Below are 25,968 nucleotides of genomic sequence, written 5' to 3'. Positions count from 1 at the left end.
CTTGAATTACGATTTAATTGCTTGTACCGTGGATATTTGAAAATAAATACCAAGGGCGGCAAGTCTGGGGGAGTTAACAGGTGGAGAATTTGGAAGGCAGATTGACAAAGCTCGCCTTAAAAGGCGACCAAAGGGCATTTGCCGAGCTTGTGGAACTATATAAAGACAAAATATATCATCTGGCGTACCGGATGCTGAACAATCGCCATGAGGCGGAGGATATAGTTCAGGAGACCTTTTTGCGTGTGTATAGAAACTTGGATCGGTATGATGATAAACAGAAGTTCTCTACCTGGATTTATCGGATTGGAACGAACCTCTGTATTGATAGATTACGCAAACGGAAACCAACCTATTCGCTCGATGCAGATATGAACGATCAGGAGGGCCTTGACGGCTATTCGTTGATTCCAAGTGATAATGTAACACCTGAGACCGAATTACTGCTCTCTGAGACACAGGGGCTAATCTATGAGGCCATTGACAGTCTGCCTGTGAAATACAGGTCTGTGATGATTCTTAGATACCTGCAGGATTTGTCGCTTCAGGAAATAAGTGATGTGCTCGACATGCCTGTAACCACGATTAAGACGCGTGTACACCGAGGTCGTGAATTTTTACGTAAAAAATTAGGCCCGAAAATGTAAAAATAGATTTTTTTTATGAAACATCTTTGGGAGAGCGACGTATGTAAGTTAAGCAAGTCTTATGTGTCCTGACCCTTTGTCTTAGGATAATTAAATAGCACTCATGAAAGGATTGGCTCCTATGGAATGCAAACTGGCCGTCTCTATGATGCACGACTACTTGGATGACGACTTGCCCGATCAGCAGCAGAGGGAGTTGAAGGAGCATCTTCTATCCTGTCCAGATTGCCGTGCAAAGTTTAAAGAATTAGAACAGACAGATATGTTGATGTTCTCCCTAATGCATCAGAATCCTGTTGCCTCAGATGATCTTGTGAGCCGGATAATGAGTTCATTGCCAAAGACCAAGAAAGAAAATGCTTTTGTTACCTGGATCAAGAGACACCCTGCACTTACAGCGGCATCTCTGTTTCTTGTCGTAATGCTGATGAGTTCCGTAACTTTTTGGAGTCCAGATAGACAACTTGTAGTTAGAGGCGCAGATCTGGATCAAGTGGTTATCAAAGGGGATACTGTAATCGTACCTTCCGGCAAGATTATTACCGGTGACCTTACCATTGAGAATGGTAAAGCACAGGTATATGGAGAAGTGAACGGCAACGTAACAGTCATTGACGGTTCTTTGTATCAGGCTTCAACAGCTCATATTTCTGGGCAAGTCAAAAGCATAGACCAAGCGGTAAGTTGGCTCTGGTATAAAGTGACGAACATGTTCTCTGAAGTTGCCTACCGTTAAAGAAAGCGACAGTGGTTACCTTGAGCTGGAATATTATTTTGCGCCTCTTTTTCCGGAAAGATGGCGCTTTTTTGTTGCCTAAATTTAGAAAAATTAGAAAATGGGTGAGGGGCTAAACTTGCAACTGGAGCCCGAACGTTATAACCTAGATATTGATACAGATCTAACAGACATTTTACATAAACCCAGCTAATATGAAATGACGGGGGTTTTAGGCAATGAGTTATTTTACAGACTTAACATGGAAAGATTCCATTAAAGATATTATTGATATACTGATCGTCAGCTACATTATTTATAAAGTGCTTAATATGGTCCGCGGAACTCGAGCGATTCAGCTGCTGAAGGGGATTCTGGTCCTGGTTTTGATTTGGGCTGTGAGTACCATGCTAGACCTCTATACACTTAAATGGCTAATGAATCAAATGTTTACATTCGGGGTGCTGGCGGTCTTTATTATCTTTCAGCCGGAATTACGAAGGGGACTGGAGCAGCTTGGACGAGGTAAATTTTTCGGACGGGCTGGGGAAAGTGATGAAGAACTCAGTAAATTAATTGGCGAAGTGATTAAAGCCGTAAATTATTTATCCCATAGAAAAATAGGGGCATTAATCGTATTCGAGCGAGAGACAGGCCTTAATGAATATACGGAATCGGGTATCGCCATGCGTTCTTTAGTCAGCTCTGAGTTGCTGATTAACATCTTTATACCTAACACCCCTCTGCATGACGGAGCCCTTATTATGCAGGGGAATCAGATCGCCGCGGCTGCATGTTATTTACCTTTGTCCGAGAACCCTTTTATTAGCAAGGAACTGGGGACAAGACATCGCGCGGCTATCGGGATTAGTGAGGTTGCGGACTCGGTGTCTGTCATTGTCTCGGAGGAGACAGGACAGATTTCTCTGGCCATCAATGGTCAAATTGTAAGGGACATTAAGGAAGAATCAATGATTTCGAAGCTCCATCAAGAGCTGAGTGTAAGTTCATCACTGAAGGAGAAAGGTTCAACTTTCTGGAAACGGAAGGGGGACAAAAATCATGGATAAGTGGATGAGCAATAACAATTTCAATAAGATTCTAGCCCTTGCATTTGGGATCATACTGTTTACTATGGTTCGTATCGACACTGCGCCTGTTGGACAGACCACGGTCGATACTAAATCGAAGATTATTGAGAATGTAAAGATCGAAGAGATCGGTTTAGATAAAGATAAATTTGTACTGGAATACAAGGATGTAGATAGTGTGAGTATGGAGGTTAAGGGGAAGAACTCGGATATCTCTTTTCAGTTCTCGGACGACTATAAAGTGACCCTTGATCTAAGTAAGGTTGAGCCTGGAGATAATACGTTGCCACTCTCATATTCATTACCTAGAGGTGTAACGCTTGTCAGAATGACTCCTAAAGAGGTCAATGTACATGTAGAGCTGCGAAATACAAAGTCTTTTCCCATAACATTGGTTACCAAGGGAGAACCAGCAGCGGGGTATCAATTAGGTACCCCAGTCTTGCAGCCTACGGATACTGTTGAGGTTACGCTGCCAGATAATGAGTTAAGCAAAGTGGTGAAGGTACAAGGCACCATTGAGCTAAATGGCGAGAACGAAACCTTTAAAGAGAAGAAATTGAAGCTGCATGCTTATGATAATGAAGGAAAAGAAGTAAAGGATGCCGTCATTGAGCCGGCTACCGTTTCGGTGGAGTTGCCAATTACCTTGCCTTTTAAGAGCTTACCGCTGGATATCGGCTTTACCGGACAACTTCCGGGTTCTCTCGTCTTATCAAATGTGACACCTGAGCTGGAATCAGTCGTGGTATATGGTCAAGCCAATGCATTAGCTGCATTATCTACCTATGAAGCAAGTGTCGATCTTAGCGCTATAGATTCTGCAGGAACGAAGCAACTGAAGGTAGAACTGAAACCTCCGGCAGGAACTGAGAAAGTAATGCCTGAAACCGTGAACGTTTCATTAACGATCTCAGAAATTGCTGAACGGACGGTTGAAGCGGTACCCATTAAGTTACAGGGTGTCGGTGATGAGTTTGAAGGAAGTATTGTTAATCCAACAAGCAAGGATATAGCCCTTACCTTAACAGGTGCACCTACTTTGCTAAATCAACTAAATAAAGACGATATAGGTGTTGTGGCTGATGTGACTGGCCTGACTGCCGGGACTCACGAGGTTTCTTTACGGGTATCACTGCCTAAATTCATCGCACTGGCTAATTCAAGTGTGCCTCTTACGGTAACTGTACAGTTGCTGTCACCTGCAACGCCGGTGCCTACGCCTCATCCAGACGCGGGTAGTGTAACTACTCCTGAGCCAAGCTCTGAACCTGTTATAGGCGATGAGGAGGCCACTGAGAAGCCTACACATAGCGGAGAAGTTGGAGCTACAGCGACGCCTGTCCCCACGGATAGCAGTCCAGAGAATAATGGCACAGCTAACACAAGTACGAATTCCGAAAATCCTGTAGGTACAGGGGGAACGTAACCTTTTATTGAAATACGTCTTTTAGGATATGTCCCAAAGGTACACCAAAATAGTATTCAAATCATAGGATAGAACATTAAGCTAATGTAGCGTATTCAAAGGAGAAAAATAATGGGGAAGTATTTTGGAACTGACGGTGTGCGGGGAGTAGCAAACCGTGAATTAACTGCAGAAATGGCTTATAGCATTGGTCGCTGTGGAGGATATGTACTAGCGGGTAACGTGCATAAACCAAAGGTTGTCATTGGGATGGATACACGAATTTCCGGACCTTTGCTCGAATCGGCTCTAATTGCTGGTTTGCTGTCTATTGGGGCAGATGTAATCCGTATAGGTGTAGTGAGTACACCTGCTGTTGCCTATATTACGAGATTATTAAAGGCAGATGCAGGGGTCATGATTTCGGCATCACATAATCCGGTTGAAGATAATGGCATTAAGTTCTTTGGCGGAGATGGTTTCAAGCTTACGGATGAAACTGAGCTGCGTATTGAAGAACTAATGGATGCTGAAGTAGATGAATTGCCTCGTCCTATCGGCTCTGGTTTAGGTATGGTTACGGTTGATAATGACGCCAAGTACCTCTATCTGGAGTATTTGAAGACAACCATTTCTCAAGATTTCAAGGGAATTAAGGTTGTACTCGACTGTGCTCACGGCGCAGCGTATGAACTTGCACCAAGATTGTTCAGAGAGCTGGGCGCTGAGGTTATTTCTATTGGTGCTGAGCCTGATGGATTGAATATTAATGCTGGATTTGGTTCGACACATCCAGAGACTTTGCGTGAGGAAGTATTACGTCATGGAGCGGATTTGGGACTTGCTTTTGACGGAGATGCTGACCGATTGATTGCGATCGACAATAAAGGCGATGAAGTGGACGGAGACTTTATTCTCTGTATTTGTGGGGATGCAATGAATCGTGCTGGTAAGCTGAAAGATAGCACAATTGTATCAACGGTTATGAGTAATATCGGTTTCTACAAGGCTACCGAGAAATTATCCCTCAACACTGCTAAAACAGCTGTAGGCGACCGGTATGTGATGGAAGAAATGCGCCGTGGTGGTTTTAATCTAGGTGGAGAACAGTCCGGACATGTTATCTTCCTTGATTATAATACAACAGGTGATGGTATTCTGACGGCTATCCAGCTGGTAGATACGCTTAAAGCTTCCGGTAAGCAGCTTAGCGAGGTTAAGAGCATGATGACGAAATACCCGCAGGTTCTAGTCAATGTTCGTGTACAAGATAAGACCAATTATCCTAACAACCAGGCTATCGAAGCAGCTATCGCTGAAGTAGAAGGCAAGCTAGGCGACAATGGCCGTGTGCTTGTACGTCCGTCGGGTACGGAGTCTTTAATCCGTGTCATGGCAGAAGGCCCTGATAAGGCAGATCTAGATCTTTATGTGAATCAAATTGTAGAAGTGGTTCAACGCGAATTGGTATAATTCATTACCATACCTATATAGCCGGTGTAGAGAGCGAGAGGATTCGGACTCGTTACACCGGTGTTTATTATTTTTGGATGGATCGTCTGAACAGGGATTTGTGAAATTTAGGTTGGTGCAGCATTGCCAAAGTAATGTAAGGTGCATATAATAGATTAAGTGTCATTCTAGAAGGAAAGCGGGGATTGTGAGGTTTGCAATAGCAAGCGCCAGAGCTTGGTCGAGCGCGGGGGAGAAGGGAAAGCTGCTACATGGTTATGTAGACAAGGGCTTGAACGGATCACGGCAGACGTAAGCTGACGAGGTGGAGGTGTTCGAAATGTTCGGCGGGGACCTCCCGGTGATGCACCAGAGCCGTAAATGGAGACGGAAAATGGAAGGGCGACCTTTCACACAACGTTTTCATGGGTGCATAAGAAATATAAAATTCATGTGTGCGCGCATCGTAAAGAAACACGTTGATTCTGCCACGGCAGAGAAGAAGGCTGTGCATTTCATGAACATAAGATGTAAGTGACAGTTTATTTTGTTGATCCAAAAATACAACAGAATATTTGCTTTTTCTCAAAAACATGCCGCACGGCACGTTTCTTTCCTTATGCCGCCACATTACGATAACTCGGACGGGGGAAATAATAATGTGTGGTATTGTAGGATATATTGGTAATCAGAATTCGCAGGGGATCTTGGTTGAAGGTTTGAAGAAGCTGGAGTATCGGGGATATGATTCCGCTGGTATAGCTGTATTCACTGGGGAAGGACTGCAGGTAGTGAAAGCACAAGGCCGTTTGGCGAATCTGCAGTCGAAGCTGGAAGGCAGCCCACTGGCAGGTAGCGCAGGTATCGGACACACACGCTGGGCAACTCACGGTAAACCATCCGATGAGAACTCCCATCCACATACGGATAACAGCATGAAGTTCTCTGTCGTTCATAACGGTATTGTCGAAAACTATCTGGATCTGAAAGAAGAGCTGATCGCTGGCGGATGCCACTTTGTCTCCGAAACAGATACAGAAGTTATTTCACACCTGATTGCTCGCGAATATGATGGAGATATCGTGAAAGCTGTGCAAAAAGCTATTACCTTCATGCGCGGTGCTTTTGCATTAGGCGTCCTGACTGAATATGAACCAGATAAATTGGTGGCTGTGCGTCAAGCAAGCCCGCTCATTATCGGTCTTGGCGAAGGAGAAAACTTTATCGGGTCAGATATTCCTGCACTGCTTGAATATACCCGTAACGTATATATTTTGAACGACGGCGAAATGGCAGTCTTGACAAGAGATGCTGTCGAACTGATGACGATTGAAGGAAACTTTATTTCTCGGGAAATGATTACTGTCGATTGGGATGCAGTTACCGCAGAAAAAGGCGGCTACGAGCATTTCATGTTGAAAGAAATTCACGAGCAGCCTAAGGCTTACCGCGACACTATGCGTGGTCGTATTAATGCTGAAGGCAACAAGGTTGTTTTGCCAGAGTTGAACATCACAGAAGAACAAATCAAGAACATCCGTAACATCCAAGTTGTTGCTTGCGGAACGGCATACAACGCTGGTGTGGTAGGACGTACTATGATCGAATCTTTGGTTCGTATTCCAGTAGAGAATGACATTGCTTCGGAATATCGTTACCGTTCACCAATCGTGACCCCGGAAACTTTGGTTATCGTTGTCAGCCAATCCGGTGAGACTGCAGATACTTTGGCAGCTCTTCGTGAAGCGCAAGCTAATGGTGCACATGTTCTGGCAATCACAAACGTAGTGGGCAGCTCTATTGCTCGCGAAGCGAATGATGTGTTGGTAACCTTGGCAGGTCCAGAAATTGCTGTTGCCTCGACCAAAGCCTACACTTCACAATTGGTCGCTTTCGGATTGTTTGCTCTTTACTTGGCTGAAGTTCGCGGTACACAAACCGAAGCTCAAGTGGCTAAGATTCTAGCAGCTATGCAAGCTCTACCAGAACAAGTGGAAGAGATCCTAGCTCAAAAAGAAGCGATCAAAGGTTATGCAGAGCAAATTTCTGAGCACAAGAACCTGTTCTTCATCGGCCGCGGCGTAGACTATGCAGTTGCTCAAGAAGGTTCCTTGAAGCTGAAAGAAATCTCTTATATTCACTCCGAAGCTTATGCTGCAGGTGAATTGAAACACGGTACATTGGCTCTGATCGAGGAAGGCGTTCCGGTTATTGCCCTGGCAACTCAGGAAGCTGTGCTTGAGAAGACCGTCAGCAACATCAAAGAAGTGAAAGCTCGCGGCGCAGACGTGCTTGCGATCACTCACCAAGAGCATTTGACTGACCTGCTTAGATCAGTGGATCAAGTGTTTGTTATTCCTAAGACATTGCCAATGCTGACAGCAGCGTTGTCTGTAGTACCTCTGCAATTATTGTCTTATTATGCTTCTCTTGCGCTGGGTCATGATGTGGATAAACCACGTAACTTGGCGAAGAGTGTCACTGTGGAGTAGGATATAACCTTTCCCACACAATAGTACCGTTATAAAAAGTTGCACCCTAACACCCCGTTAGATATGATTATCTAACGGGGTGTTTTTTTGTAACTACGCCTGAACAAAAGGCGATTCTGAGGTTAGGAGTGATCGACATGGAGGTTTTTGCAGACTATTTAGCGCAAATTGATAACCCGCAGCATCGGGAGCGAATGGAAGAGGTGTTGGCTTGGGTAACTAAGAAATTCACAGATTTAAAACCAAAAATTGCGTGGAATCAGCCTATGTTCACTGATCACGACACCTATATTATTGGCTTTAGCGTATCCAAACAACATATGGCTGTTGCGCCTGAAATCGCAGGGATTAATCATTTCTCTGATGCAATTGTACAGGCTGGCTATGATCACACCAAGCAGTTGTTACGGATCCGATGGGATAGTCCGGTTGATTTCTCATTACTTGAGAAAATGATCGAGTTTAACATTATGGATAAGGCAGATTGTTCAACTTTTTGGCGAAAATAAAAAATGAAGCAGTAGTTAGCCTCGATGATGAATACATCATCGGGATTTTTTTAATTAGGAGTAAGACACTCCTACATAAAAGGTTGCTAGAAATGGAGCTAATTACCCCGTCTGTCGGTATTGGGGGCGAGAATATTAGTTCTTTTTGTCGAATCCATAATTCTTTCTTAGCGGATCATTAGCAAACATGCTAATATAATGACTGAAAAGGTTGAAAGCCCTTACTTTTTTACGGATAGGGGCGATCATCTCATGCTCATATGACAAAGAGGGGAAGAGACTGCATGCGGCGGATACTGTCGATGTTAAAGTTAAATACGCTGCGAAATCAAATGTTGCTCGGTTTTCTCGCCGTCATGCTCATCATTCTGACGTTCGTTGGAGGGATTACGTTCCATTCAGTCTCGACGCTACTCAAGAACAATGCGGAGAAGCATATTCAGCAAACCGCGATTCAGGCTAACGGCCGTTTGGAAAGCGTTCTCGAACAGATTAATTCTCTGACGACGCTGGTCTCGACTAACGATTATATCCAGCAACTTCTTTTACGCGATATAGAGGGTCATCCCGCTACCTTTACAGAACGGCAAGCGCTGCCATCTATTATCAATCTGGTCCAAATCTACACGGACGGCATCAAATCTGTTGAGCTTTATAATAAAGACGGAGTGAGGCTGTATCCTCTCGACGGCAGCACCCTTAGAGATAAGGTACCCGAAGATTGGATCGAAATGGCGACGAGAAAGGAAGGTAGTCTCGTTTGGTTCGGTATTGATCCGCTCGATCTTACATCGCTTGTGGCGATTCGACAGATCAGCCTTATTGATCGGCATTTCACAACTGGAGGCTATTTACTCATTCGCTCAGACCGAGACAAGTTTGCACTTAAAGACTCTTTATCCGGGGAAGGGGACGGAGAAACAGTATTACTCCTCGCTCCTGATGGGCAGTTTATTACGTCTAACGATGACAGTATTTCACAAAAGACAGCAGCAAAGCTGGTGGAGGAATCTGACGATCAGAATGTTTCCATCGGCAAACGGTCCTTTATCGTTGTCAAACAGCGGTCTTCCGTGACAGGATGGACGCTACTCATCTTAACCCCGGTGAACGTCATCACCAAGGGGATTTCGGTCTTGCGGACGACCATTGTCGTATCGGCCTTGATGGGTACCTTACTGTTCACCTTGCTTTCGTTTTTCCTGTCTATCCTTATTACCAGACCTGTGTTCAGGTTGATCAAAGCTATGAGAAGTACCCGTCTAGGCATCCTGAAGCCTATCGAGAATGTATCGTCCACTATGGAAATTCAGGAACTGAATTATTCCTATAACAAAATGGTTGATAATATCAACGAGCTGATCCAGTTAGTTTATGAGAAGGAGTTATCCCGGAGTCATACGGAGTTGAAGGCACTTCAAGCGCAGATTAATCCGCATTTTTTGTTCAATACCCTAGATGTTCTGTACTGGTCACTGTTGGATAGGGATGAAGATCAACTGGCGGAGTATGTTGTCGCTATGTCTGATTTATTCCGCTATACGATCACCGGCTCGAGTAAAGGGGGATGGGTGAAGTTACAGGATGAGCTGGAGCATGTAAAGCGATATTTGCTTATTATGAAGATGCGATTTGAAGATCGCTTGGAGTGGGAAATTGAGGCTCCTCCCGAATTTTCGAATGTGGAGTTACCCCGACTGTTGCTGCAGCCCCTTGTAGAGAATGCCGTATTGCATGGGGTCGAGAGCAAGATTGAACCGGGATGGATAAAGCTAACGGTTGCTGGAGATGAAGAATGGGTCACCATTACGGTGGAAGATGACGGGATGGGTATGGACGAGGAGATGCTGCGCTCTCTTGTGGAAGGGCTGGATAGCGGAAAGGTATCTTCTTCAAAAGATTCCGGCGTCGGAATCGCTAATGTGCATAGAAGGCTTCAACTATTTTTTTCGAGAGAGAATGAGCAGGGTGCGGCAATGACCATCGATAGCCAAAAAGGTCAAGGCACCCGTATAAACATCAAAATTCCTGTTCGAGGAGACAAAATGCCATGAGAAGCCGAACAATTCTTATTGTCGACGATGAACCGAGATCTAGAGAAGGAATGAAGAAAATACTTGAGGTGTGGGCAGCCGGTCATTATGAAATCCTTACGGCAAGCAATGGGATCTCGGCTATTGAAATTCTGGAGGAAATACCGGTGGAGCTCATGATATCGGATATCCGCATGCCGGGAATCAGTGGTCTTTCTTTAGTTAGCCAAATAAGGGATAAAAAAATACAGCGTCAGCCATCCGTTATTCTCATCTCCGGTCATGCCGAGTTCGAGTATGCTCAGCAAGCGATTCAGTTGTCCGTAGTTGAATATTTGCTCAAGCCAGCCAGCCGGGAAAAGCTAATTGCATCTGTGGAGAATGCCCTGAAGGCAGGGGAGGAGCAAAAACATATCGGCTTCATGCGGAAGATGGCCGATCCACAATTAATGGCCATAAGAGATGAAGATGCCGCATTAAGCGATCCGGTCCGTCAGGCGATAGACTATGTGGAAATGCATATAGAAGAGGCGATCAGCCTGCAGGAAGTAGCCGGACTTGTTCATCTGAACGGGAGCTATTTCAGTTCTCTTTTCAAGGAGCAATGCCAGATGAATTTCAGCGAATATGTCGCCCGTAGAAAATTGCAGAAAGCGAAGGAATTACTGTTGAAAACGAATCTGCCTATAGCGGAAATTGCCAGCCTTACGGGTTACCAGACGGTTAAATATTTCAACAAGCTGTTCAAGGAATACGAAAGAATGAGTCCAGGGCAGTATCGTTCTTCCATGAGGAATGGTATAGAAGCGAATATCCAATGACGGCTCGGCAAGGGGGGAATATCTACGAAGAGGATCGGATTATCCATCACCCTTTTCTTAACATTGTTGTTGATAACAACAGCTTGCAATGGGGATAAGGGGAATAGCAGCAAGAGCGACGGCGAGAAAATCACTTTAAAAATGATGCATCTATGGCCGGATAGCAATAACTCCGCGCAAAACAAAATGGTAAAAGAAATCATCAGAGAATTTGAAGAAGCTAATCCGAATATCACCATCAAGACAGAAGTTCTTGAAAATGAGCAGTATAAAAGCAAACTGAAGGTACTTGCCGCTTCCAACGATCTACCGGACATCGGATTCACCTGGGCAGCAGGCTTTATGGATCCTTATGTTAGGGGAGATAAGTTTGCAGCCGTGGACGATCTTTTACAGGATGAGTTGAAAGGAAAATTCGTAGCTGGTACGACGGAGGGGTACTCCTTTGATGGGAAGACGTATGCCCTTCCTGTCGAACTAAACATAGTTCCGGTCTACTATAATAAAGAAATATTTTCAGAATTTAATCTGCAGCCTCCCCAAACCTTGGATGATCTCAAAGCGATCATTCGAACACTGAACAACAATGGCATAACACCTGTTACTCTTGGAGGCAAGGACGGTTGGCCGGCTTCCTTCTGGTACATGTATCTAGCTGATCGTATTGGGGGACCTAACCTGATGGATAAAGCTGTTGCGGATCAGGACTTCACAGATCCTTCCTTGCTAGAGGCTGCAAGACAAGTACAAGAATTGGTAAACCTGAACACATTCATCAAAGGCTACAACGGATTATCCAATGATGAAGCCAAGGTACAGTTCATGAACGGAAAGTCAGCCATGTTCGTTACAGGGACTTGGGAGCTGCCAGATTTCACGACCACAACAAATATAGCCCAAGAATTTAAAGTCAACATCGGTTATTTCAAGTTCCCGACAGTTGAAGGCGGCAAAGGCAACGTGGATGATTGGGTCGGTGGTCCGGGCACTGGACTATTCGTTTCCAAAAATTCTAAGCATGATCTGGAGGCCAAAGAATTCGTCAGCTTTTTCGTTCAAAAGTGGGGGGAGCATTCTGTTGTCAATGCAGGCGTAATCCCGGCTACCAAAGTAGATACTGCGGCCATCAAGCTACCGCAAATGTTCATTGATCTATTAAACGAGTTAAATAAGGCTAATAAAGTAACTCTTTATCTGGATACACAAATGAAGCCAGTCGCCTCTACTATACACATGAATCAGATTCAGGCATTGTTTGGTGAAGCCGTCACACCAGAAGAATTCATCAAGAAACAGGATGACGCGCTAAAAGCGGATAAGTAATAATCAGAATATAAACAGAGTATGGAGACACCAAGGGATAGATCCCTTGGCGTCTCTTTTTTTGCGCTCTATAGAACTGAATCTAAAAATAGTGGAAGTTTTCCTAAAGAGGGTGTCCTTATGCTTAAGGATTGGAGGATCTATAATTATGTATGCGGTTACATAAAACCGAAGTGATAATACAAAAGGGGAGGCAAAGATATGAAAAGTATGAAACGTAGTTTAGTGGGGCTCTCTACATTGCTCGTGATGTCATCTGCTCTCGCAGCATGTGGTGGGAACTCGAATTCTAATTCTAATTCATCTAGCTCAAGCCCAACGACTGCACCAGCAGCAAACGCTACCGAAGCTCCATCAAAAGGAACAGGTGAGAAAGTCACTATCAATCTCTGGAGCTTTACAGATGAGATTCCTAATATGACCAAGAAGTACATGGAAACTCATCCGGATGCGAATGTTGAGTTCAAAACTACGGTTATTGCAACCACTGATGGTGCTTATCAGCCTGCTCTTGATCAGGCTCTGGCAGCTGGTGGAAAAGATGCCCCAGATATTTTTGCAGCTGAATCAGCATTTGTGCTCAAGTATACACAAGGCGATGCATCCAGCTATTCGGCCAACTATTCTGACCTGGGCCTTGACGACCAAATGGTTAAGGACGCTGGCATCGCCCAATACTCGGTTGACATCGGCAGCCTAGACGGCAAATTGAAAGCCCTCGGCTATCAAGCGACTGGCGGTGCCTTCATCTATCGCCGCTCCATTGCGAAGGATGTTTTTGGAACCGACGATCCAGCCACTATTAAAAATGAAATTGGACCAGGCTGGGATAAATTCTACGAAGCAGCCGCGAAGCTAAAAGCTAAAGGATACGGCATCGTTTCCGGCGACGGAGATATCTGGCATCCAATTGAGAACAGCTCGGACAAGGGTTGGATTGTTGATGGCAAGCTTCATATCGATCCGAAGCGGGAAGAGTTCCTTGATCTCTCTAAAAAGTTAAAAGACAATGGCTACCACAACGATACAACGGATTGGACGGAAGCTTGGTACGCCGATATGTCAGGCTCTGGAGCCCAACCAATCTTCGGTTTCTTCGGTCCTGCTTGGCTCATCAACTACGTGATGAACGGTCAAGTAAAAGACACGAATGGCGACTGGGCGGTTTCCGAACCACCAACAGGGTTCTTCTGGGGTGGCACTTGGCTGCTTGCCAACAAAGACGTCACCAAGGACGATGCCAAGAAACAGGCTGTTGCAGACTTTGTGAAGTGGGTTACACTCGACACCTCCGAAACGGGACTCCAATATTACTGGGCTAACGGTACCATGAAGGAAGGCGAGCAAGGTACGAAGGACAGCGTTGCTTCCTCCGTTGTCATGTCGAAATCAAACGGCGAAGTTCCATTGCTCGGTGGTCAGAACATGTTCGACGTATTTGTACCGGCCAATGCAAACGCTTCAGGTAAAAACTTGACCCAGTACGACGAAACAATCAACAAGCTCTGGCGTGATCAAGTACGTGAATACACCGCGGGCAACAAGGACCGTGCCAAAGCGATCGAAACCTTTAAGCAACAAGTCAAAGACCAACTTGGCATTGAAAGCGAATAAGAAGGATTCGGAGGGGCGGGGGAGTAATCCCGCCCCTTCATATCAACTAAAGAGGTGAGAGCATGCGCCGCAAAAATGTGAACTATTCGAAATACGGTTATATTTTTACCTTCCCGTTTGTCCTGGCATTTCTGATTTTCTCACTGTATCCCATTTTATATACCGCAGTCATTGGATTCACCGATATGAAAGGAATAATACCAAAACCGATCCATATTCTTGATAATCCTTTTCAAAACTTCAAAGATCTTCTCTTTGATAATCCTTCGTTCCGGAAGTCTTTGATCAACACTGGATTGCTCTGGATTACTAACTTCGTTCCCCAGATGCTTCTCGCGCTCTTGCTAACGGCATGGTTCACGAATAAGCGTCTCAATATAAAGGGACAAGGCTTGTTCAAGGTTCTGCTCTATATGCCTAATATCATCACAGCGAGTACGATTGCCGTGTTGTTTAGCACTTTATTCGCCTATCCGATGGGTCCTGTAAACAGTTTGTTTCAAATGTTGGGGTGGACCGACGCTCCGGTGTTCTTCCTGCAGGATAAGACGACAGCACGGGGCATTGTCGCGTTCATCCAGTTCTGGATGTGGTACGGCAACACCATGATCGTCCTGATTGCTGGCGTTATGGGTATAAATCCTGCTCTCTTCGAGTCTGCATCGATTGACGGGGCCAACGGGTTTCAAACCTTTTTCCGCATCACACTGCCGAGTCTGCGTACGATATTGCTGTTCACACTGATTACATCGATGGTGGGTGGTTTGACCATGTTCGATATTCCGCAATTATTCCTTGCAGGCGGGCCGGACGATTCTACGCTTACCACGTCCATGTTTATCTACGGGCAAGCATTCAAGGGCAGCTATATGTACAATCGTGCTGCAGCAGCGAGCATGATTATGTTCTTGATTTCGGCAATATTGGCCGGAATACTGTTCTACGTGATGCGTGACCGTGATGCGTCAAGACTTAAAAAAATACAAAAACAAAAGAATAGAAAAGCTGCTATAGCAGCCCGTGAGGGAGGTGTAACACATGGCAAATAATCAGAAAAGCGGAACCGTTAACCGAAAGATCAACAAGACAATTATCTATGTTGTTTGCATCTCTTTGGCGGTGCTCAGTATCCTGCCGTTTTGGATCATGTTTGTAAATGCCACACGCTCTACACCGGAAATTCAAAGCGGACTTTCTCTGCTTCCTTCGAGCCACATGATGAGCAACCTACGAGTGTTGCTCGATAAGAGCTTCGATCCGCTTCAAGGGTTCCTGAATTCATTTATTATTGCCAGTTCTGCAACCCTCTGCACAGTCTATTTCTCGTCCTTGGCGGCCTATGGGCTCGTCACTTACAGCTGGAAGCTACGGGGGCCATTCTTTACCTTCATCATGTGCGTGATGATGATTCCTTCCCAAGCAAGCGCAATCGGATTCTATCAGTTCATGTATAAATTACATTGGACCAACAATTTTCTCCCGCTGATTCTACCAGCAATTGCTGCACCGGCGGTGGTGTTCTTCATGCGCCAATACTTGCTCGCAACTCTGTCGATAGAGATCGTGGAAGCTGCGCGTGTAGATGGGTCTGGTGAATTCTTCACTTTCAACCGGATTATCTTACCGCTGATGATGCCGGCAGTAGCAACACAAGCCATCTTTGCCTTTGTGGCTAACTGGAACAACCTGTTCATGCCGCTGATATTGCTGACACAGAAGGAGAAATATACTATGCCAATCATGGTAAGCTTGCTCCGAGGTGATATCTACAAAACGGAGTTCGGCTCGATCTATATGGGTCTGGCTTTGACGGCTTTACCGTTGTTTATAGTTTACTTCTTGTTATCCAGATACATTATCGCGGGCGTAGCGCTTGGCGGTGTCAAAGAATAACCCCGTTAAGCTGGCTTCGAATAAGGTAGCGCAGTGGAACCAATCAAATCCAATCTAGGCCTGTTGATTAGCTAAATTATAGTTATGGAAATGTGAGAACATTAGCTGAAAATACTTTAGGAGCGCCTTAGTGTACCTTTTTTTGAAATATCAGAAAGTATAAGTTTCACATGTCTACTCATGTTCTGATATTTCTCGCAGAAACGGAATCGTCCCTATAAGGACGGTAAAATCCATTTCTGCTTGGCTAATCAACAGGCGTAATCTCAATCAGGAGGAGAGTCCTATTATGGCAACAAAAAATGAACCGTTAGTTACCCATCTCTATACAGCCGATCCCTCCGCTCATGTATTTGAGGGCAAGCTGTATATTTACCCATCCCATGATATTGACCATGATGGACCTACAAATGATAATGGTGACCAATATGCGATGGAAGATTATCATGTGTTTTCCTTGGAAGATCCTACATCCCCTTGTGTAGATCATGGAGAGGCGCTTCATCTTCGGGATGTGCCTTGGGCTTCGAAGCAAATGTGGGCGCCCGATGCCGCGTACCGGCAGGGGACGTATTATTTGTTTTTCCCGGCCCGGGACAAGGAAGGTATTTTCCGTATCGGAGTGGCTACGTCTACTTCTCCGTCTGGTCCTTTCCAGGCTCAAGAAAGCTATATCGAAGGGAGCTTCAGCATCGATCCAGCCGTATTCGTGGACGAGGACGAAAGAGCCTACATGTATTTTGGCGGCTTATGGGGTGGACAATTAGAAAAGTGGCAAGACGGTATTTTTCAACAAGATGCGCTAGAAAAGGGTCCAGAGGAACCGGCTTACGGTCCTTGGGTGGGTGAGCTGAGTGAAGACATGTTGTCATTCAAATGTGACCCTCAGGAGATTACCATTATTGATGAAGAAGGGAACTCAATCCTTGCGGGTGATGAAGACAGGAGGTACTTCGAGGGTCCATGGATGCACAAGTATAAAGGGAAATACTATCTCTCGTACTCTACTGGCACAACCCATAAGATCGTCTACGCGGTGAGTGATAAGCCTTGCGGACCTTTTGTTTTTCAAGGAACGATCCTGAATCCAGTCGTTGGCTGGACGACTCATCATTCTATCGTGGAATTTAACGAGAAATGGTATTTGTTCTATCATGACGCATCGCTTTCTGGCGGCGTGGACCATAAACGTAGTATGAAATTTACAGAGCTTCATTATGAAGAAGACGGCAGAATCCGCACGGTAGAGCTCTAATTGAAAGAACAGCCTCCCTTTTTTATAGGATTTATTATGAAATTATACTTAAGGGTGTCTTGAAGCTAATACTTCAGAGACATCCTTATTTGTCTTTTTACCTTCATATTATAGGAAATAATTTCTAATATTCTGATTGCTTTTTTTATAAATAAGTTTTAAGTTTTATTGAAGAACTACATTCAACATGGAAAAATAATTGAGACTCCAGAGCTTATTCAAGGAATAGAAAGAAGTTGCTGGAATGCTATCAGAATCGACTGACTCAGCTGATATAAAATAACAGTGTAAGGGAGGATTATTCTATGGAAAATTACCTATTAAATAATGGGGTTTTGTTACCAAAAGTCGGATTGGGTGTATACCAAATGAAAAATGAACACGAAGATGCAATCATTTGGGCATTGAGAAATGGATATAAGCATATTGATACCGCCGCTTTTTATCATAATGAGGAACTTGTTGCAAGTACAATTAAAAAATCAGGTGTAAATCGAAAGGATATATTTATTACAACAAAACTGTGGAATTCAGATCATGGTAAAAGAACGAAACAGGCTTTTGAAATGAGTTTGAAAAAACTGGAAACAGATTATATAGATCTTTATTTGATCCATTGGCCATCCCCAAAATATGTTGAGAGCTGGTTGATGTTAGAGGAATTGTACAAAGAGGGTAAAATCAGAGCCATTGGTGTGTCTAACTTTGAGCAAACGCACCTGAGTGATGTATTGAAGCATGGCTCAATAGTACCTGCAGTAAATCAAATTCATACAAATCCGTTTTTACAGCAGCCCGACTTGCATAATTATATGGTGAATAAGAATATCCAACATGTAGCGTGGAGTCCTTTTGGACATGGAAATAAAAATTTATTCGATAACCCTATATTAACAAGCATTGCTGAAAGACACGGTAAAACAACGGCTCAAGTTATGTTAAGGTGGAACATTGAGCGCAATGTTGGGGTTATTCCCAAGTCGGTTAATCCTGCAAGATTAAAGGCGAATCTGGAAATCTTTGATTTTAGTTTATCTGATGAGGAAATGAAACAAATATCGACATTAGATAAAAACAAAAAGGGATTTGTTAATCCTGACAACAAGCTGTTTTTATGGGCTACTACACTTTTGCGGTAATTTAGTTGGAATTCCAAGAGGGCAATGATTAAATAGAAAAATCCTTGCCTTTTAGATTTATTAAAGTTATTATAGATTCACAAAGTCTTTAATTGGAATACTTAAAGGAATTATTCTTAGTATCTAGAAACAAGAAAATAGTGGATCTGGCAACAATTATAATGACGGAGTAAGATCCGTTCTTTTTTTAGGGAAAATTAGAGATAACACAAGTCTCTAATATCTTTAATGTAAATTGAATAGCGAAAGGGAGAATTAATATGACTCATGATTGTGTAATTATCGGTGGAGGACCGGCAGGTCTAAATGCTGCTCTCGTGCTAGGTAGGGCAAGAAAAAGTGTGGTTGTGATTGATGAAGGACGCGCACGTAATAGGGTTACTCGAGAAACGCATGGCTTTCTTACTAGAGATTCTATAAGTCCAGGCGAATTTAGGAGGATTGCGAAGGAGCAGATTAGTGCCTATCCATCCGTTACTTTTGCGGAAGATACCGCCCTATCGATTAGGGGAACCGATGGCGATTTTCAAATTACGACGGTTCAGGGTCAAACTTTTCAAAGTAAAAAGGTGCTCTTCGCCATAGGGATGAAGGACCTCCCGATGGATATTAAGGGACTCTCAGACGTATATGGTAAAAGCGCCTTTATCTGCCCCTATTGTGATGGATGGGAACTAAGAGATCAGCCTCTTGTCGTAATTGTTAAGGGAGCCGATGCAACGCATATGGCCCAAGTGTTATCTGGTTGGACGAAAAAGATTACCATATGTACTAATGGATCTGATGACTTAACGGATGCACAACGCGAAGAGCTAAATCAACATAACATTCCTGTTTATGACTCACCGATTCAGTCGATCGAATCTGACAATGGCATGGTGCAGCAAGTTGTGTTGAAGGATGGTACTAGCATCGTATGTACGGGGATATTTTTTAGACCGAAGCTTAGGATCGGGTCGGATTTGCCACAAGACATTGGTTGTGAGCTCACAGAAACAGGAACAGTCATCGTTGATAATCTCGGTAAAACGAACGTTCCAGGCGTTTATAGTGCCGGTGATGCAGCAACACATCTTCATCAAGCCATTATTGCCGCTTCTATGGGCTCCTTAGCTGGGGTCGGCATTAACAACGAACTAAATGAAGAGGAATGGCGTAACATATAATGCTATTGTACAAAATAGTCTAATTCATTTATTCCCTTGAGCTGAATCTACATCCAGATTAATATAGAAACTATATATGTTCTGAGAGGGGTAGTTCAAAATAAAAATTGGATTCCTAATTATTGATATGCAAAACCTTTTCTTACACGATCATATGGAGAAATTAAATGTAATTGAGGCTTGTGAATACATTAATCATGTGTCTGGGTTACTTCGTGCGAAGGACCAAATCGTCATCCATATACAAGACATGGAAGGGGCGAATGCGGATACGGATCCAGAAGCAAGAAATAGTATACCGGAAATTACAGTAGCACCCACGGATATCCAGATGGCGAAAGAATTCTCTAATGCTTTCTGGAAGACGGATTTGGAACAACTTCTACGTGAACATGGTGTTGAATTCATCATCGTTGCGGGCTTCGCCGCAGAACATTGTGTAACCTTTACTATTAACGGTGCACAAGAAAGAGGCTTTCAAGCAGCCCTTTTACAGAAGGCAATCCTTAGCACACGGCCAGATGCTATTACCTCGATTTACCGTGATCGGCATATGATCTCTTACCCGGTGATCGAATTCTTAATGGAGACCATTGCTTAAGATTCTACTAATAGAAGCTATTGTTTATAATTGGAGTTACGTATTAGATAACTAATATGTAACTTCTTTTATTATTGTAAAAAATACATATGGAGGTAATTAAGTTTGAGTACTCACTACTATCTCAGTTGGTTTAATAATTTTTTTCCAGAGAAGCTGGTCCATTGTTTGCATGAGGATATACAAGACAGAAAATCGCTTGTTATGATTAGCGCTGAACCGTCTGGTTATACAGGGGAGCAAATTAACATTGATGATGTTTCTGAATGTACATGGTTAAATCAGGCTGACATTATTTTTGATGAATATCATTTCATTGATTATCGCATGCAGAAGGAAGAGGCCCAGCGATTAATTCACAACGCTTCTGTCATTTTTTTATGCGGTGGAGATCCTGTTTTGCAAAACGATTTTTTGGCGGATTATGAATTATCAAATGTTATTAAGAACAGCAATGCCGTTATAATGGGTGCCAGCGCCGGTGCGATAAACATGGCTGCAAAATGGTTATGCTTGAAAAACACTGGCAATGAAGTTGAAACAAGTACTATTTATGATGGTATTGGCTTTGATCATTTTGCCTATGAATCTCATTCTAAACGCGACTACGCTACGTTTGTTCAAGGTTACCTGTTCCCCTTGTCTGAAGAGATTGATGTTTATGCGGCAGAACAGGAGAGTGCAATGCGTGTAAAGGACGGCAAAATAGAAATAATGGGTCCTGTATATTTAATTTCCCACTCAAAGATTCAGAAATTGGTTGAGACGCTCTAATTAGGCTTACAGCGAATCATCATAGGTTATTAATATCTCCAGGACTTATTGTTGGGCAGAAATGATAAATTTTAGACCGCCTTCAATGGCGGTCTTTCTATGTCCGGCAGATGCTAGCTGTTCATTTTATTGAACTAACGGGCAGGATAACTCAGTAATTTCGCGAATAAGACGTTATAAGAAATCACCAAGAAACTATAAGGAGCAGAAAACATGAAATGCCCTCACTGTAACAACGAATTAAGTGAACTTCCTTTATGTTATGGAAGTGAAGCGCCATATTATTTTTACACTGTACCAGAAGAGAAAAGAACAGAATTAATTAGAGATTTTTGTGTAATTGATGAACAGCATTTCTTTATTAGAGGACATATTGAAATACCAATAATTGATAGTGATGAGAAATTTATATGGAGTGTTTGGGTTTCTCTTAGTGAAGAAAACTTTTTGAAATCTAATGAATTATTGCACGTAGAAGGAAGGGAAACTGAAAAACCTTATTTTGGTTGGTTATCGACTGAACTTTCAATATATCCAATAACTACATTATCGTTAAAGACAATGGTACATACACAAGAAGTTGGTGCTGTTCCGTTAATAGAATTAGAACAAACGAATCATCCACTTGCAGTTGAACAAAGAGAAGGAATTACAATGGAGAGAGTTAAAGAAATTGCTCATTTAATAAATCATAGTCTGTAAGAGAAGAATTTGAAAGAAAGTATGGTCGAAAAAGCTGCCGTGCCGACAGCTTATAAAATCGTATCTACGCCGCGTCGCCGCTCTCCTTGGTCTGCTAAGGGGTTTCGGTGAAACGTAATCAGCAGACAACCTCGCAAGGCTAAATCCATTGGACTCGGTGCGTAATGTCGATTAAGCTAGCGGGGCACATTAGTGGAATAGCGGTTGCTTCGGCAGCCATTTTTTTATTTGTTCAACTAACGGGCAGGTTAGTGAAACCACACAGTTTTCTCTAACGTATAATCATTATTCAAATTTTTCCAATATGGCTCATACAGAGGTGAACTTGGCTGGAGCATTTTTATGACTTGGTTCAATTGGCGTTCTCGATCGCTCTCATCTATTCCTTAGTGTCAATTCCATTCACCTATTTTTCTACACAAGAGATACACTGGGGTTATGAAATTGCTCCAGCCGGTTTAACTTGGTTTGTGGCTGTCAGACTGTCACAACCGAGCAGCATTCAGCGGTGGATAGTACGTACCGCCAGACGAAGAGAAGCTCCTGATGAAGAAGACCTTAGTCCTTCCCCACATTGATATTCCATACTTTCAATTAGGGAGGACAACGATGAAAAAGATTTTGTTGTTTCAAAAATGGGCCAAGCCCATTCTCGTCATGATGATTGGAGTTATTCCGATCATTGTGCTCAGCGGGTGTTCGACAGCATCCCAATCAAACTCGATTAATGCCGATTCAGCAGGGATATTTAACCACTTTTTTATTTATCCATTTTCGATCTTGATCAAATTCTTCGCGAATGCATTTCACGGAAACTACGGATTATCGATCGTGCTGATGACTTTCATCATCAGACTCGCGATCATTCCGCTCATGATGAATCAAACCAAGAAACAAATGGACATGAAAGAAAAGATGGCCGTCCTCCAGCCGGAGTTAACTGCACTTAAGGAGAAGTATAAGAACGACGGCAGTGCGGATGCAGAAAAACAACAGCAAGTCGAGATGATGCAGCTCTACCAGAAGCATCAATTTAATCCCTTAAATATGGGGTGTTTACCGATGCTTCTCCAATGGCCGATCACTCTCGCATTTTACTACGCCATTCGTCGTACCCCAGAGATTGCAGCGGATGATTTTCTGTGGTTTAGCTTGGGGAAAACCGATATGATTTTGCCGCTTATTGCCGCTGCGGTGTATTACGTTCAGTTCCGCGTGTCTCAATCCGTTTCAGCGCAATATCAGCAAAATCAAAATAACCAAATGGCTTTCATCGGATTGTTGTCACCGATCATGATGGGTGTATTTTCTTTTCAGATGCCCGCCGCGTTACCATTATATTGGGCAGTTGGCGGTATATTCATTATCGTGCAAACGATCATACTCAATAAAATGTACACGAAGCCAAATGTAGCGAGTAAAAACTTACCCACCGGTGTAGAAGATTTATAAAATTGAACCAGGTCATAAAACAATACTAAATACAAGGCATCTGAAGCGCGACCTCAGATGCTCTGTTTTTTATGTTGGCGGCTCGTTAACGGGGAACATAGTTCAACATAATGAGAAAAATGAAAGGGCCATCCCACAAAAGGATGACCCTAAAACTTACCGTTACAGACAGCGCGGAGAACCGTATCATAAATAACGATTAAGCTAATGGGAAATTATAGCTCAATAACACCAGAACGAAGCTGCCGACTTGAATCGGCAGCTTTGTTCTGCTAACGGGCAGTTTTGTACAAGAGAAAATGATAAGCTGGAATAAACACTTGCAGTACTGATGGGAGAAAAAGGTGAATATATGGATTCAAATGAACTAAACCCTTTAATGAACAACACAAAATGGGAAGAAATAAGACAAGCAATGTTCAACTATGCTCTTCCAACCAAATGGAGGACTAAAGACATTGATACTGGCTATATCAGCCTTTGGGATGGAGATTGGTATTACCATTTTTCAGATGGTGGCTACAAATTTATTGAGTGGTTAGAAATTCATGCTGAAGATGACTTGATAAAAACTGATTTAATTCAAATCCTAAAAAAAATACATGTTCCAGGTGAAGTAACTACCGACTCGATCATAATTTATGGTTATAAAAAAACTAATGAATTCATTGATTATATTTGAGTAATTGCGCCAACGGGTAGCGTTAGCTCAAATACGATTAGGTAGCCGTCAGTCAATGCGATCAGCTGCCTTTATTCAACTAACGGGCAGGTTAACGCTATAAACCTCTTAGGATTAGTATGCTTAGGTAAAAGAAGTATTCTCCTGAATTCTCTAATGTAAATAAATACAAATTCCACTTCAGTTAATCCATTTTCTATACATATTTTTAAGAGTATATTGAGGTAAATAAAGTGATTATTCACTTTGATAAATCCGAAATTGCTTTGTCGGTATTATTTTACGGCTTCGTAAGGATTGCAAAATCATCGAAATATGGGAGTTTAAAACAGAGGTTGTGCCGTAGTTAGTTTTATGAAAGGAAGGTACAGTGGTGAGTATTTATTACGCTTCAAGCAAAGAGGATATCACTAAGGATGCACTCCAAGAGTTATTTCTTTCAGTAGAATGGGAGTCTGGCAAGTATCCAAACGAGCTTTTACAAGCAATCGGAGGGTCTCATTCAATTGTTACCGCTTGGGAAGGAGGAAAGCTTGTCGGTTTAATAAATGCTTTGTCAGATGGTGTTTTAACGGTATATTTTCATTATATGCTTATTAATCCTAGTTATCAGAGTATCGGTATAGGTAAGGAAATGATGAATATAATGCTTGATAGATATAAAGGGTGTAAAACAAAAGTATTAATTTCTTATCCTCATGCAGTGGATTTCTATAATAAATTTGGCTTTAATACAGAGGATGGAACTACACCAATGTTTATCTCAGAGTTGATATGATTGATGGTATAATTTTCGTATACAAATAATTACATAAATTAATTCCTTATAAAAAAGGGGATGAGCAATATGGCAAATATCGAGCACTTGCAGACCCTGAATGTTCCAGCTTCAAAGGTATATGAAGCATTAACCACTGCAAAAGGACTTTCAGAAATATGGACAAATGAACTAATAGTCAATGATCAGATCGGTTGTATAAATGAGTTCCTATTCGGCGGAAAAGGCTTAACAAAGATGCGAGTTGATGAGCTTGTTCCCGATAAAAAGATTTTGTGGCAGTGTGTTGATTCAGATCCAGAATGGATAGGTACGACAATTTCTTTTGATATGAAGGAAAAAAACGGGAAGACTTCAATCATTTTTCGTCAGATGAATTGGGAGGAAGTGACCTCATTTTATCGCGTATGTAATTATAACTGGGCTATTTTTTTGTACAGTCTTAAACAGTATTGCGAAGAAGGCGAGGGTCTCCCATATCATAAACGGAAGTTTTAGAACCATTGAAAACACGGTTGGGTGACTAAAGTACAGGATATCCCGAGAAATGATTTCGGAAGTACTGGGTAAGTACGAAGAAGTTTTCACCCAAGTTTTTACAATCATTCGGTTCAACTATTGGGAAACTATAGTTCAATATTGAGAGGGTTAACGAAAGGTAGTTCATGGTTAGGTGGCTATCACTATTAATATCTATGATGAAATCTGCGCTTTAATAATATGCTTATATCGAAGGAGGTATTGGAATGAAGCAACTTTATATAAAGCAGAAGGTATTCAGTCTAAGTGGTAAATTTACGGTAAAGAATCAGCAGGAGCAGGATGTCTATTATGTAGAGGGCAGTTTTATGCAAATACCAAAGACGTTCTCCATTATGAATACAACAAGAGATGAAGTCGCACTTATTACGAAGAAGGTATTTAGTTTTTTACCGAAGTTTTTTGTTGAGGTCAATGGCCGAGAGGTGTTAACGATTAAGAAGGAGTTTTCTTTCTTTAAAGCACGCTATACGATTGATGCGGCTGACATTGAGGTACATGGTAACTGGTGGGACATGGATTTTCAGGTCTTGCAGCATGATGTAGTCATAGGTAAAGTGAATAAGGAGTGGTTCACTTGGGGTGATAGCTACAAGGTTCAAATACTAAATGAGGAGATGGAGGCAATCATAATTGCGTTCGTTGTTGCAATTGATTGTGTAAAAGCTGACCAAGCAACTGCTTCCTCATCAGCGACGATTTAATTTAGGGACATATAAAATAATATATTTAAGGAATTAATATTTCATAAAATCATACTAGAATAGTTACGAAAGTATAGAGCCTAGTTCAATAAATAGCGATAGTTTAAGATTTTAATATGCCTTGAACAACTGATGAATGAAAACGATTGAACTTTTCTATTTAAACCATTAAATTTT

The 25,968-nt window shown here is 42.6% G+C and carries 25 protein-coding genes; all 25 read left to right on the top strand.

What is annotated here, in order from left to right; genetic code table 11:
- Positions 1–80: 80 nt before the first annotated feature.
- Positions 81–647, top strand: a complete 567-nt coding sequence (gene sigW / locus NSS87_RS27620) for an RNA polymerase sigma factor SigW (protein WP_042192081.1) — start codon at positions 81–83, stop codon at positions 645–647.
- A 121-nt stretch (positions 648–768) separates the two neighbouring features.
- On the top strand, positions 769–1,383 hold the full coding sequence (locus NSS87_RS27615; RefSeq protein ID WP_042192079.1) for a zf-HC2 domain-containing protein: 615 nt from the start codon (positions 769–771) through the stop codon (positions 1,381–1,383).
- Positions 1,384–1,601: 218 nt separating this feature from the next.
- Positions 1,602–2,432 (top strand): diadenylate cyclase CdaA, encoded by an 831-nt coding sequence (cdaA, locus tag NSS87_RS27610; protein WP_042192076.1) that lies wholly within the window; start codon positions 1,602–1,604, stop codon positions 2,430–2,432.
- Positions 2,425–3,882, top strand: a complete 1,458-nt coding sequence (locus NSS87_RS27605; protein ID WP_052404438.1) for a CdaR family protein — start codon at positions 2,425–2,427, stop codon at positions 3,880–3,882. Before cdaA ends, NSS87_RS27605 begins: the two co-directional genes overlap by 8 nt.
- A 111-nt stretch (positions 3,883–3,993) precedes the next feature.
- Positions 3,994–5,334 carry a phosphoglucosamine mutase gene (gene glmM / locus NSS87_RS27600; RefSeq protein WP_042192071.1) on the top strand — a complete coding sequence of 447 codons (1,341 nt, stop codon included), beginning with the start codon at positions 3,994–3,996 and terminating at the stop codon, positions 5,332–5,334.
- Positions 5,335–5,972: 638 nt separating this feature from the next.
- Entirely contained in the window at positions 5,973–7,805 is a 1,833-nt protein-coding gene (gene glmS, locus NSS87_RS27595) for a glutamine--fructose-6-phosphate transaminase (isomerizing) (protein WP_042192067.1), read from the top strand.
- A gap of 137 nt (positions 7,806–7,942) precedes the next feature.
- On the top strand, positions 7,943–8,314 hold the full coding sequence (locus tag NSS87_RS27590; protein ID WP_076285549.1) for an iron chaperone: 372 nt from the start codon (positions 7,943–7,945) through the stop codon (positions 8,312–8,314).
- A 284-nt stretch (positions 8,315–8,598) separates the two neighbouring features.
- Positions 8,599–10,368: a sensor histidine kinase gene (locus NSS87_RS27585; protein WP_339243597.1), complete on the top strand. Its 1,770-nt coding sequence runs from the start codon at positions 8,599–8,601 to the stop codon at positions 10,366–10,368.
- Positions 10,365–11,168 (top strand): response regulator, encoded by an 804-nt coding sequence (locus NSS87_RS27580; protein ID WP_339243595.1) that lies wholly within the window; start codon positions 10,365–10,367, stop codon positions 11,166–11,168. The genes NSS87_RS27585 and NSS87_RS27580 overlap by 4 nt, the downstream gene beginning before the upstream one ends.
- A 141-nt stretch (positions 11,169–11,309) precedes the next feature.
- Positions 11,310–12,491, top strand: a complete 1,182-nt coding sequence (locus NSS87_RS27575; RefSeq protein ID WP_339243593.1) for an extracellular solute-binding protein — start codon at positions 11,310–11,312, stop codon at positions 12,489–12,491.
- A gap of 201 nt (positions 12,492–12,692) precedes the next feature.
- Entirely contained in the window at positions 12,693–14,105 is a 1,413-nt protein-coding gene (locus NSS87_RS27570; protein ID WP_339243591.1) for a carbohydrate ABC transporter substrate-binding protein, read from the top strand.
- A 62-nt stretch (positions 14,106–14,167) separates the two neighbouring features.
- Entirely contained in the window at positions 14,168–15,154 is a 987-nt protein-coding gene (locus tag NSS87_RS27565; RefSeq protein ID WP_042192055.1) for a sugar ABC transporter permease, read from the top strand.
- Entirely contained in the window at positions 15,144–15,998 is an 855-nt protein-coding gene (locus NSS87_RS27560) for a carbohydrate ABC transporter permease (protein ID WP_042192048.1), read from the top strand. The genes NSS87_RS27565 and NSS87_RS27560 overlap by 11 nt, the downstream gene beginning before the upstream one ends.
- A gap of 289 nt (positions 15,999–16,287) precedes the next feature.
- Positions 16,288–17,253: a glycoside hydrolase family 43 protein gene (locus NSS87_RS27555; protein WP_339243588.1), complete on the top strand. Its 966-nt coding sequence runs from the start codon at positions 16,288–16,290 to the stop codon at positions 17,251–17,253.
- Positions 17,254–17,558: 305 nt separating this feature from the next.
- A complete protein-coding gene (locus tag NSS87_RS27550; RefSeq protein ID WP_339243587.1) occupies positions 17,559–18,392 on the top strand; it encodes an aldo/keto reductase in 834 nt (277 codons plus the stop codon).
- A 260-nt stretch (positions 18,393–18,652) separates the two neighbouring features.
- Positions 18,653–19,558 (top strand): NAD(P)/FAD-dependent oxidoreductase, encoded by a 906-nt coding sequence (locus NSS87_RS27545; protein ID WP_042192043.1) that lies wholly within the window; start codon positions 18,653–18,655, stop codon positions 19,556–19,558.
- Positions 19,559–19,658: 100 nt separating this feature from the next.
- On the top strand, positions 19,659–20,159 hold the full coding sequence (locus NSS87_RS27540; protein ID WP_339248682.1) for an isochorismatase family protein: 501 nt from the start codon (positions 19,659–19,661) through the stop codon (positions 20,157–20,159).
- A 105-nt stretch (positions 20,160–20,264) separates the two neighbouring features.
- Entirely contained in the window at positions 20,265–20,933 is a 669-nt protein-coding gene (locus NSS87_RS27535; RefSeq protein ID WP_042192038.1) for a Type 1 glutamine amidotransferase-like domain-containing protein, read from the top strand.
- A gap of 213 nt (positions 20,934–21,146) precedes the next feature.
- Positions 21,147–21,635, top strand: coding sequence for a DUF2199 domain-containing protein (locus NSS87_RS27530; RefSeq protein WP_339243584.1), 489 nt, complete (start codon positions 21,147–21,149; stop codon positions 21,633–21,635).
- A gap of 347 nt (positions 21,636–21,982) precedes the next feature.
- Entirely contained in the window at positions 21,983–22,213 is a 231-nt protein-coding gene (locus NSS87_RS27525; protein ID WP_143764101.1) for a hypothetical protein, read from the top strand.
- Positions 22,214–22,244: 31 nt separating this feature from the next.
- The gene (gene yidC / locus NSS87_RS27520; protein WP_339243582.1) at positions 22,245–23,087 is read left to right on the top strand and encodes a membrane protein insertase YidC; all 843 of its coding nucleotides are present in this window, start codon (positions 22,245–22,247) and stop codon (positions 23,085–23,087) included.
- A 352-nt stretch (positions 23,088–23,439) separates the two neighbouring features.
- Positions 23,440–23,769: a DUF6678 family protein gene (locus NSS87_RS27515; protein WP_339243581.1), complete on the top strand. Its 330-nt coding sequence runs from the start codon at positions 23,440–23,442 to the stop codon at positions 23,767–23,769.
- A 373-nt stretch (positions 23,770–24,142) separates the two neighbouring features.
- Positions 24,143–24,547 (top strand): GNAT family N-acetyltransferase, encoded by a 405-nt coding sequence (locus NSS87_RS27510; protein WP_339243579.1) that lies wholly within the window; start codon positions 24,143–24,145, stop codon positions 24,545–24,547.
- 69 nt (positions 24,548–24,616) lie between these two features.
- A complete protein-coding gene (locus tag NSS87_RS27505; protein WP_339243578.1) occupies positions 24,617–25,045 on the top strand; it encodes an SRPBCC domain-containing protein in 429 nt (142 codons plus the stop codon).
- Positions 25,046–25,293: 248 nt separating this feature from the next.
- Positions 25,294–25,791 (top strand): LURP-one-related family protein, encoded by a 498-nt coding sequence (locus NSS87_RS27500; RefSeq protein WP_339243577.1) that lies wholly within the window; start codon positions 25,294–25,296, stop codon positions 25,789–25,791.
- Positions 25,792–25,968 lie beyond the last annotated feature (177 nt).

Origin of the sequence: Paenibacillus sp. FSL F4-0243, assembly GCF_037963295.1 — a bacterium.
Classification (GTDB): domain Bacteria; phylum Bacillota; class Bacilli; order Paenibacillales; family Paenibacillaceae; genus Paenibacillus_AQ.
This window is presented reverse-complemented; position numbering and strand designations above follow the sequence as displayed.

Coding starts and splice junctions, on each gene's coding strand:
- NSS87_RS27615 (WP_042192079.1), top strand. CDS start 769: ATGGAATGCAAACTGGCCGTCTCTATGATGCACGACTACTTGGATGAC.
- cdaA (WP_042192076.1), top strand. CDS start 1,602: ATGAGTTATTTTACAGACTTAACATGGAAAGATTCCATTAAAGATATT.
- NSS87_RS27605 (WP_052404438.1), top strand. CDS start 2,425: ATGGATAAGTGGATGAGCAATAACAATTTCAATAAGATTCTAGCCCTT.
- glmM (WP_042192071.1), top strand. CDS start 3,994: ATGGGGAAGTATTTTGGAACTGACGGTGTGCGGGGAGTAGCAAACCGT.
- glmS (WP_042192067.1), top strand. CDS start 5,973: ATGTGTGGTATTGTAGGATATATTGGTAATCAGAATTCGCAGGGGATC.
- NSS87_RS27590 (WP_076285549.1), top strand. CDS start 7,943: ATGGAGGTTTTTGCAGACTATTTAGCGCAAATTGATAACCCGCAGCAT.
- NSS87_RS27585 (WP_339243597.1), top strand. CDS start 8,599: ATGCGGCGGATACTGTCGATGTTAAAGTTAAATACGCTGCGAAATCAA.
- NSS87_RS27580 (WP_339243595.1), top strand. CDS start 10,365: ATGAGAAGCCGAACAATTCTTATTGTCGACGATGAACCGAGATCTAGA.
- NSS87_RS27575 (WP_339243593.1), top strand. CDS start 11,310: ATGATGCATCTATGGCCGGATAGCAATAACTCCGCGCAAAACAAAATG.
- NSS87_RS27570 (WP_339243591.1), top strand. CDS start 12,693: ATGAAAAGTATGAAACGTAGTTTAGTGGGGCTCTCTACATTGCTCGTG.
- NSS87_RS27565 (WP_042192055.1), top strand. CDS start 14,168: ATGCGCCGCAAAAATGTGAACTATTCGAAATACGGTTATATTTTTACC.
- NSS87_RS27560 (WP_042192048.1), top strand. CDS start 15,144: ATGGCAAATAATCAGAAAAGCGGAACCGTTAACCGAAAGATCAACAAG.
- NSS87_RS27555 (WP_339243588.1), top strand. CDS start 16,288: ATGGCAACAAAAAATGAACCGTTAGTTACCCATCTCTATACAGCCGAT.
- NSS87_RS27550 (WP_339243587.1), top strand. CDS start 17,559: ATGGAAAATTACCTATTAAATAATGGGGTTTTGTTACCAAAAGTCGGA.
- NSS87_RS27545 (WP_042192043.1), top strand. CDS start 18,653: ATGACTCATGATTGTGTAATTATCGGTGGAGGACCGGCAGGTCTAAAT.
- NSS87_RS27530 (WP_339243584.1), top strand. CDS start 21,147: ATGAAATGCCCTCACTGTAACAACGAATTAAGTGAACTTCCTTTATGT.
- yidC (WP_339243582.1), top strand. CDS start 22,245: ATGAAAAAGATTTTGTTGTTTCAAAAATGGGCCAAGCCCATTCTCGTC.
- NSS87_RS27515 (WP_339243581.1), top strand. CDS start 23,440: ATGGATTCAAATGAACTAAACCCTTTAATGAACAACACAAAATGGGAA.
- NSS87_RS27505 (WP_339243578.1), top strand. CDS start 24,617: ATGGCAAATATCGAGCACTTGCAGACCCTGAATGTTCCAGCTTCAAAG.
- NSS87_RS27500 (WP_339243577.1), top strand. CDS start 25,294: ATGAAGCAACTTTATATAAAGCAGAAGGTATTCAGTCTAAGTGGTAAA.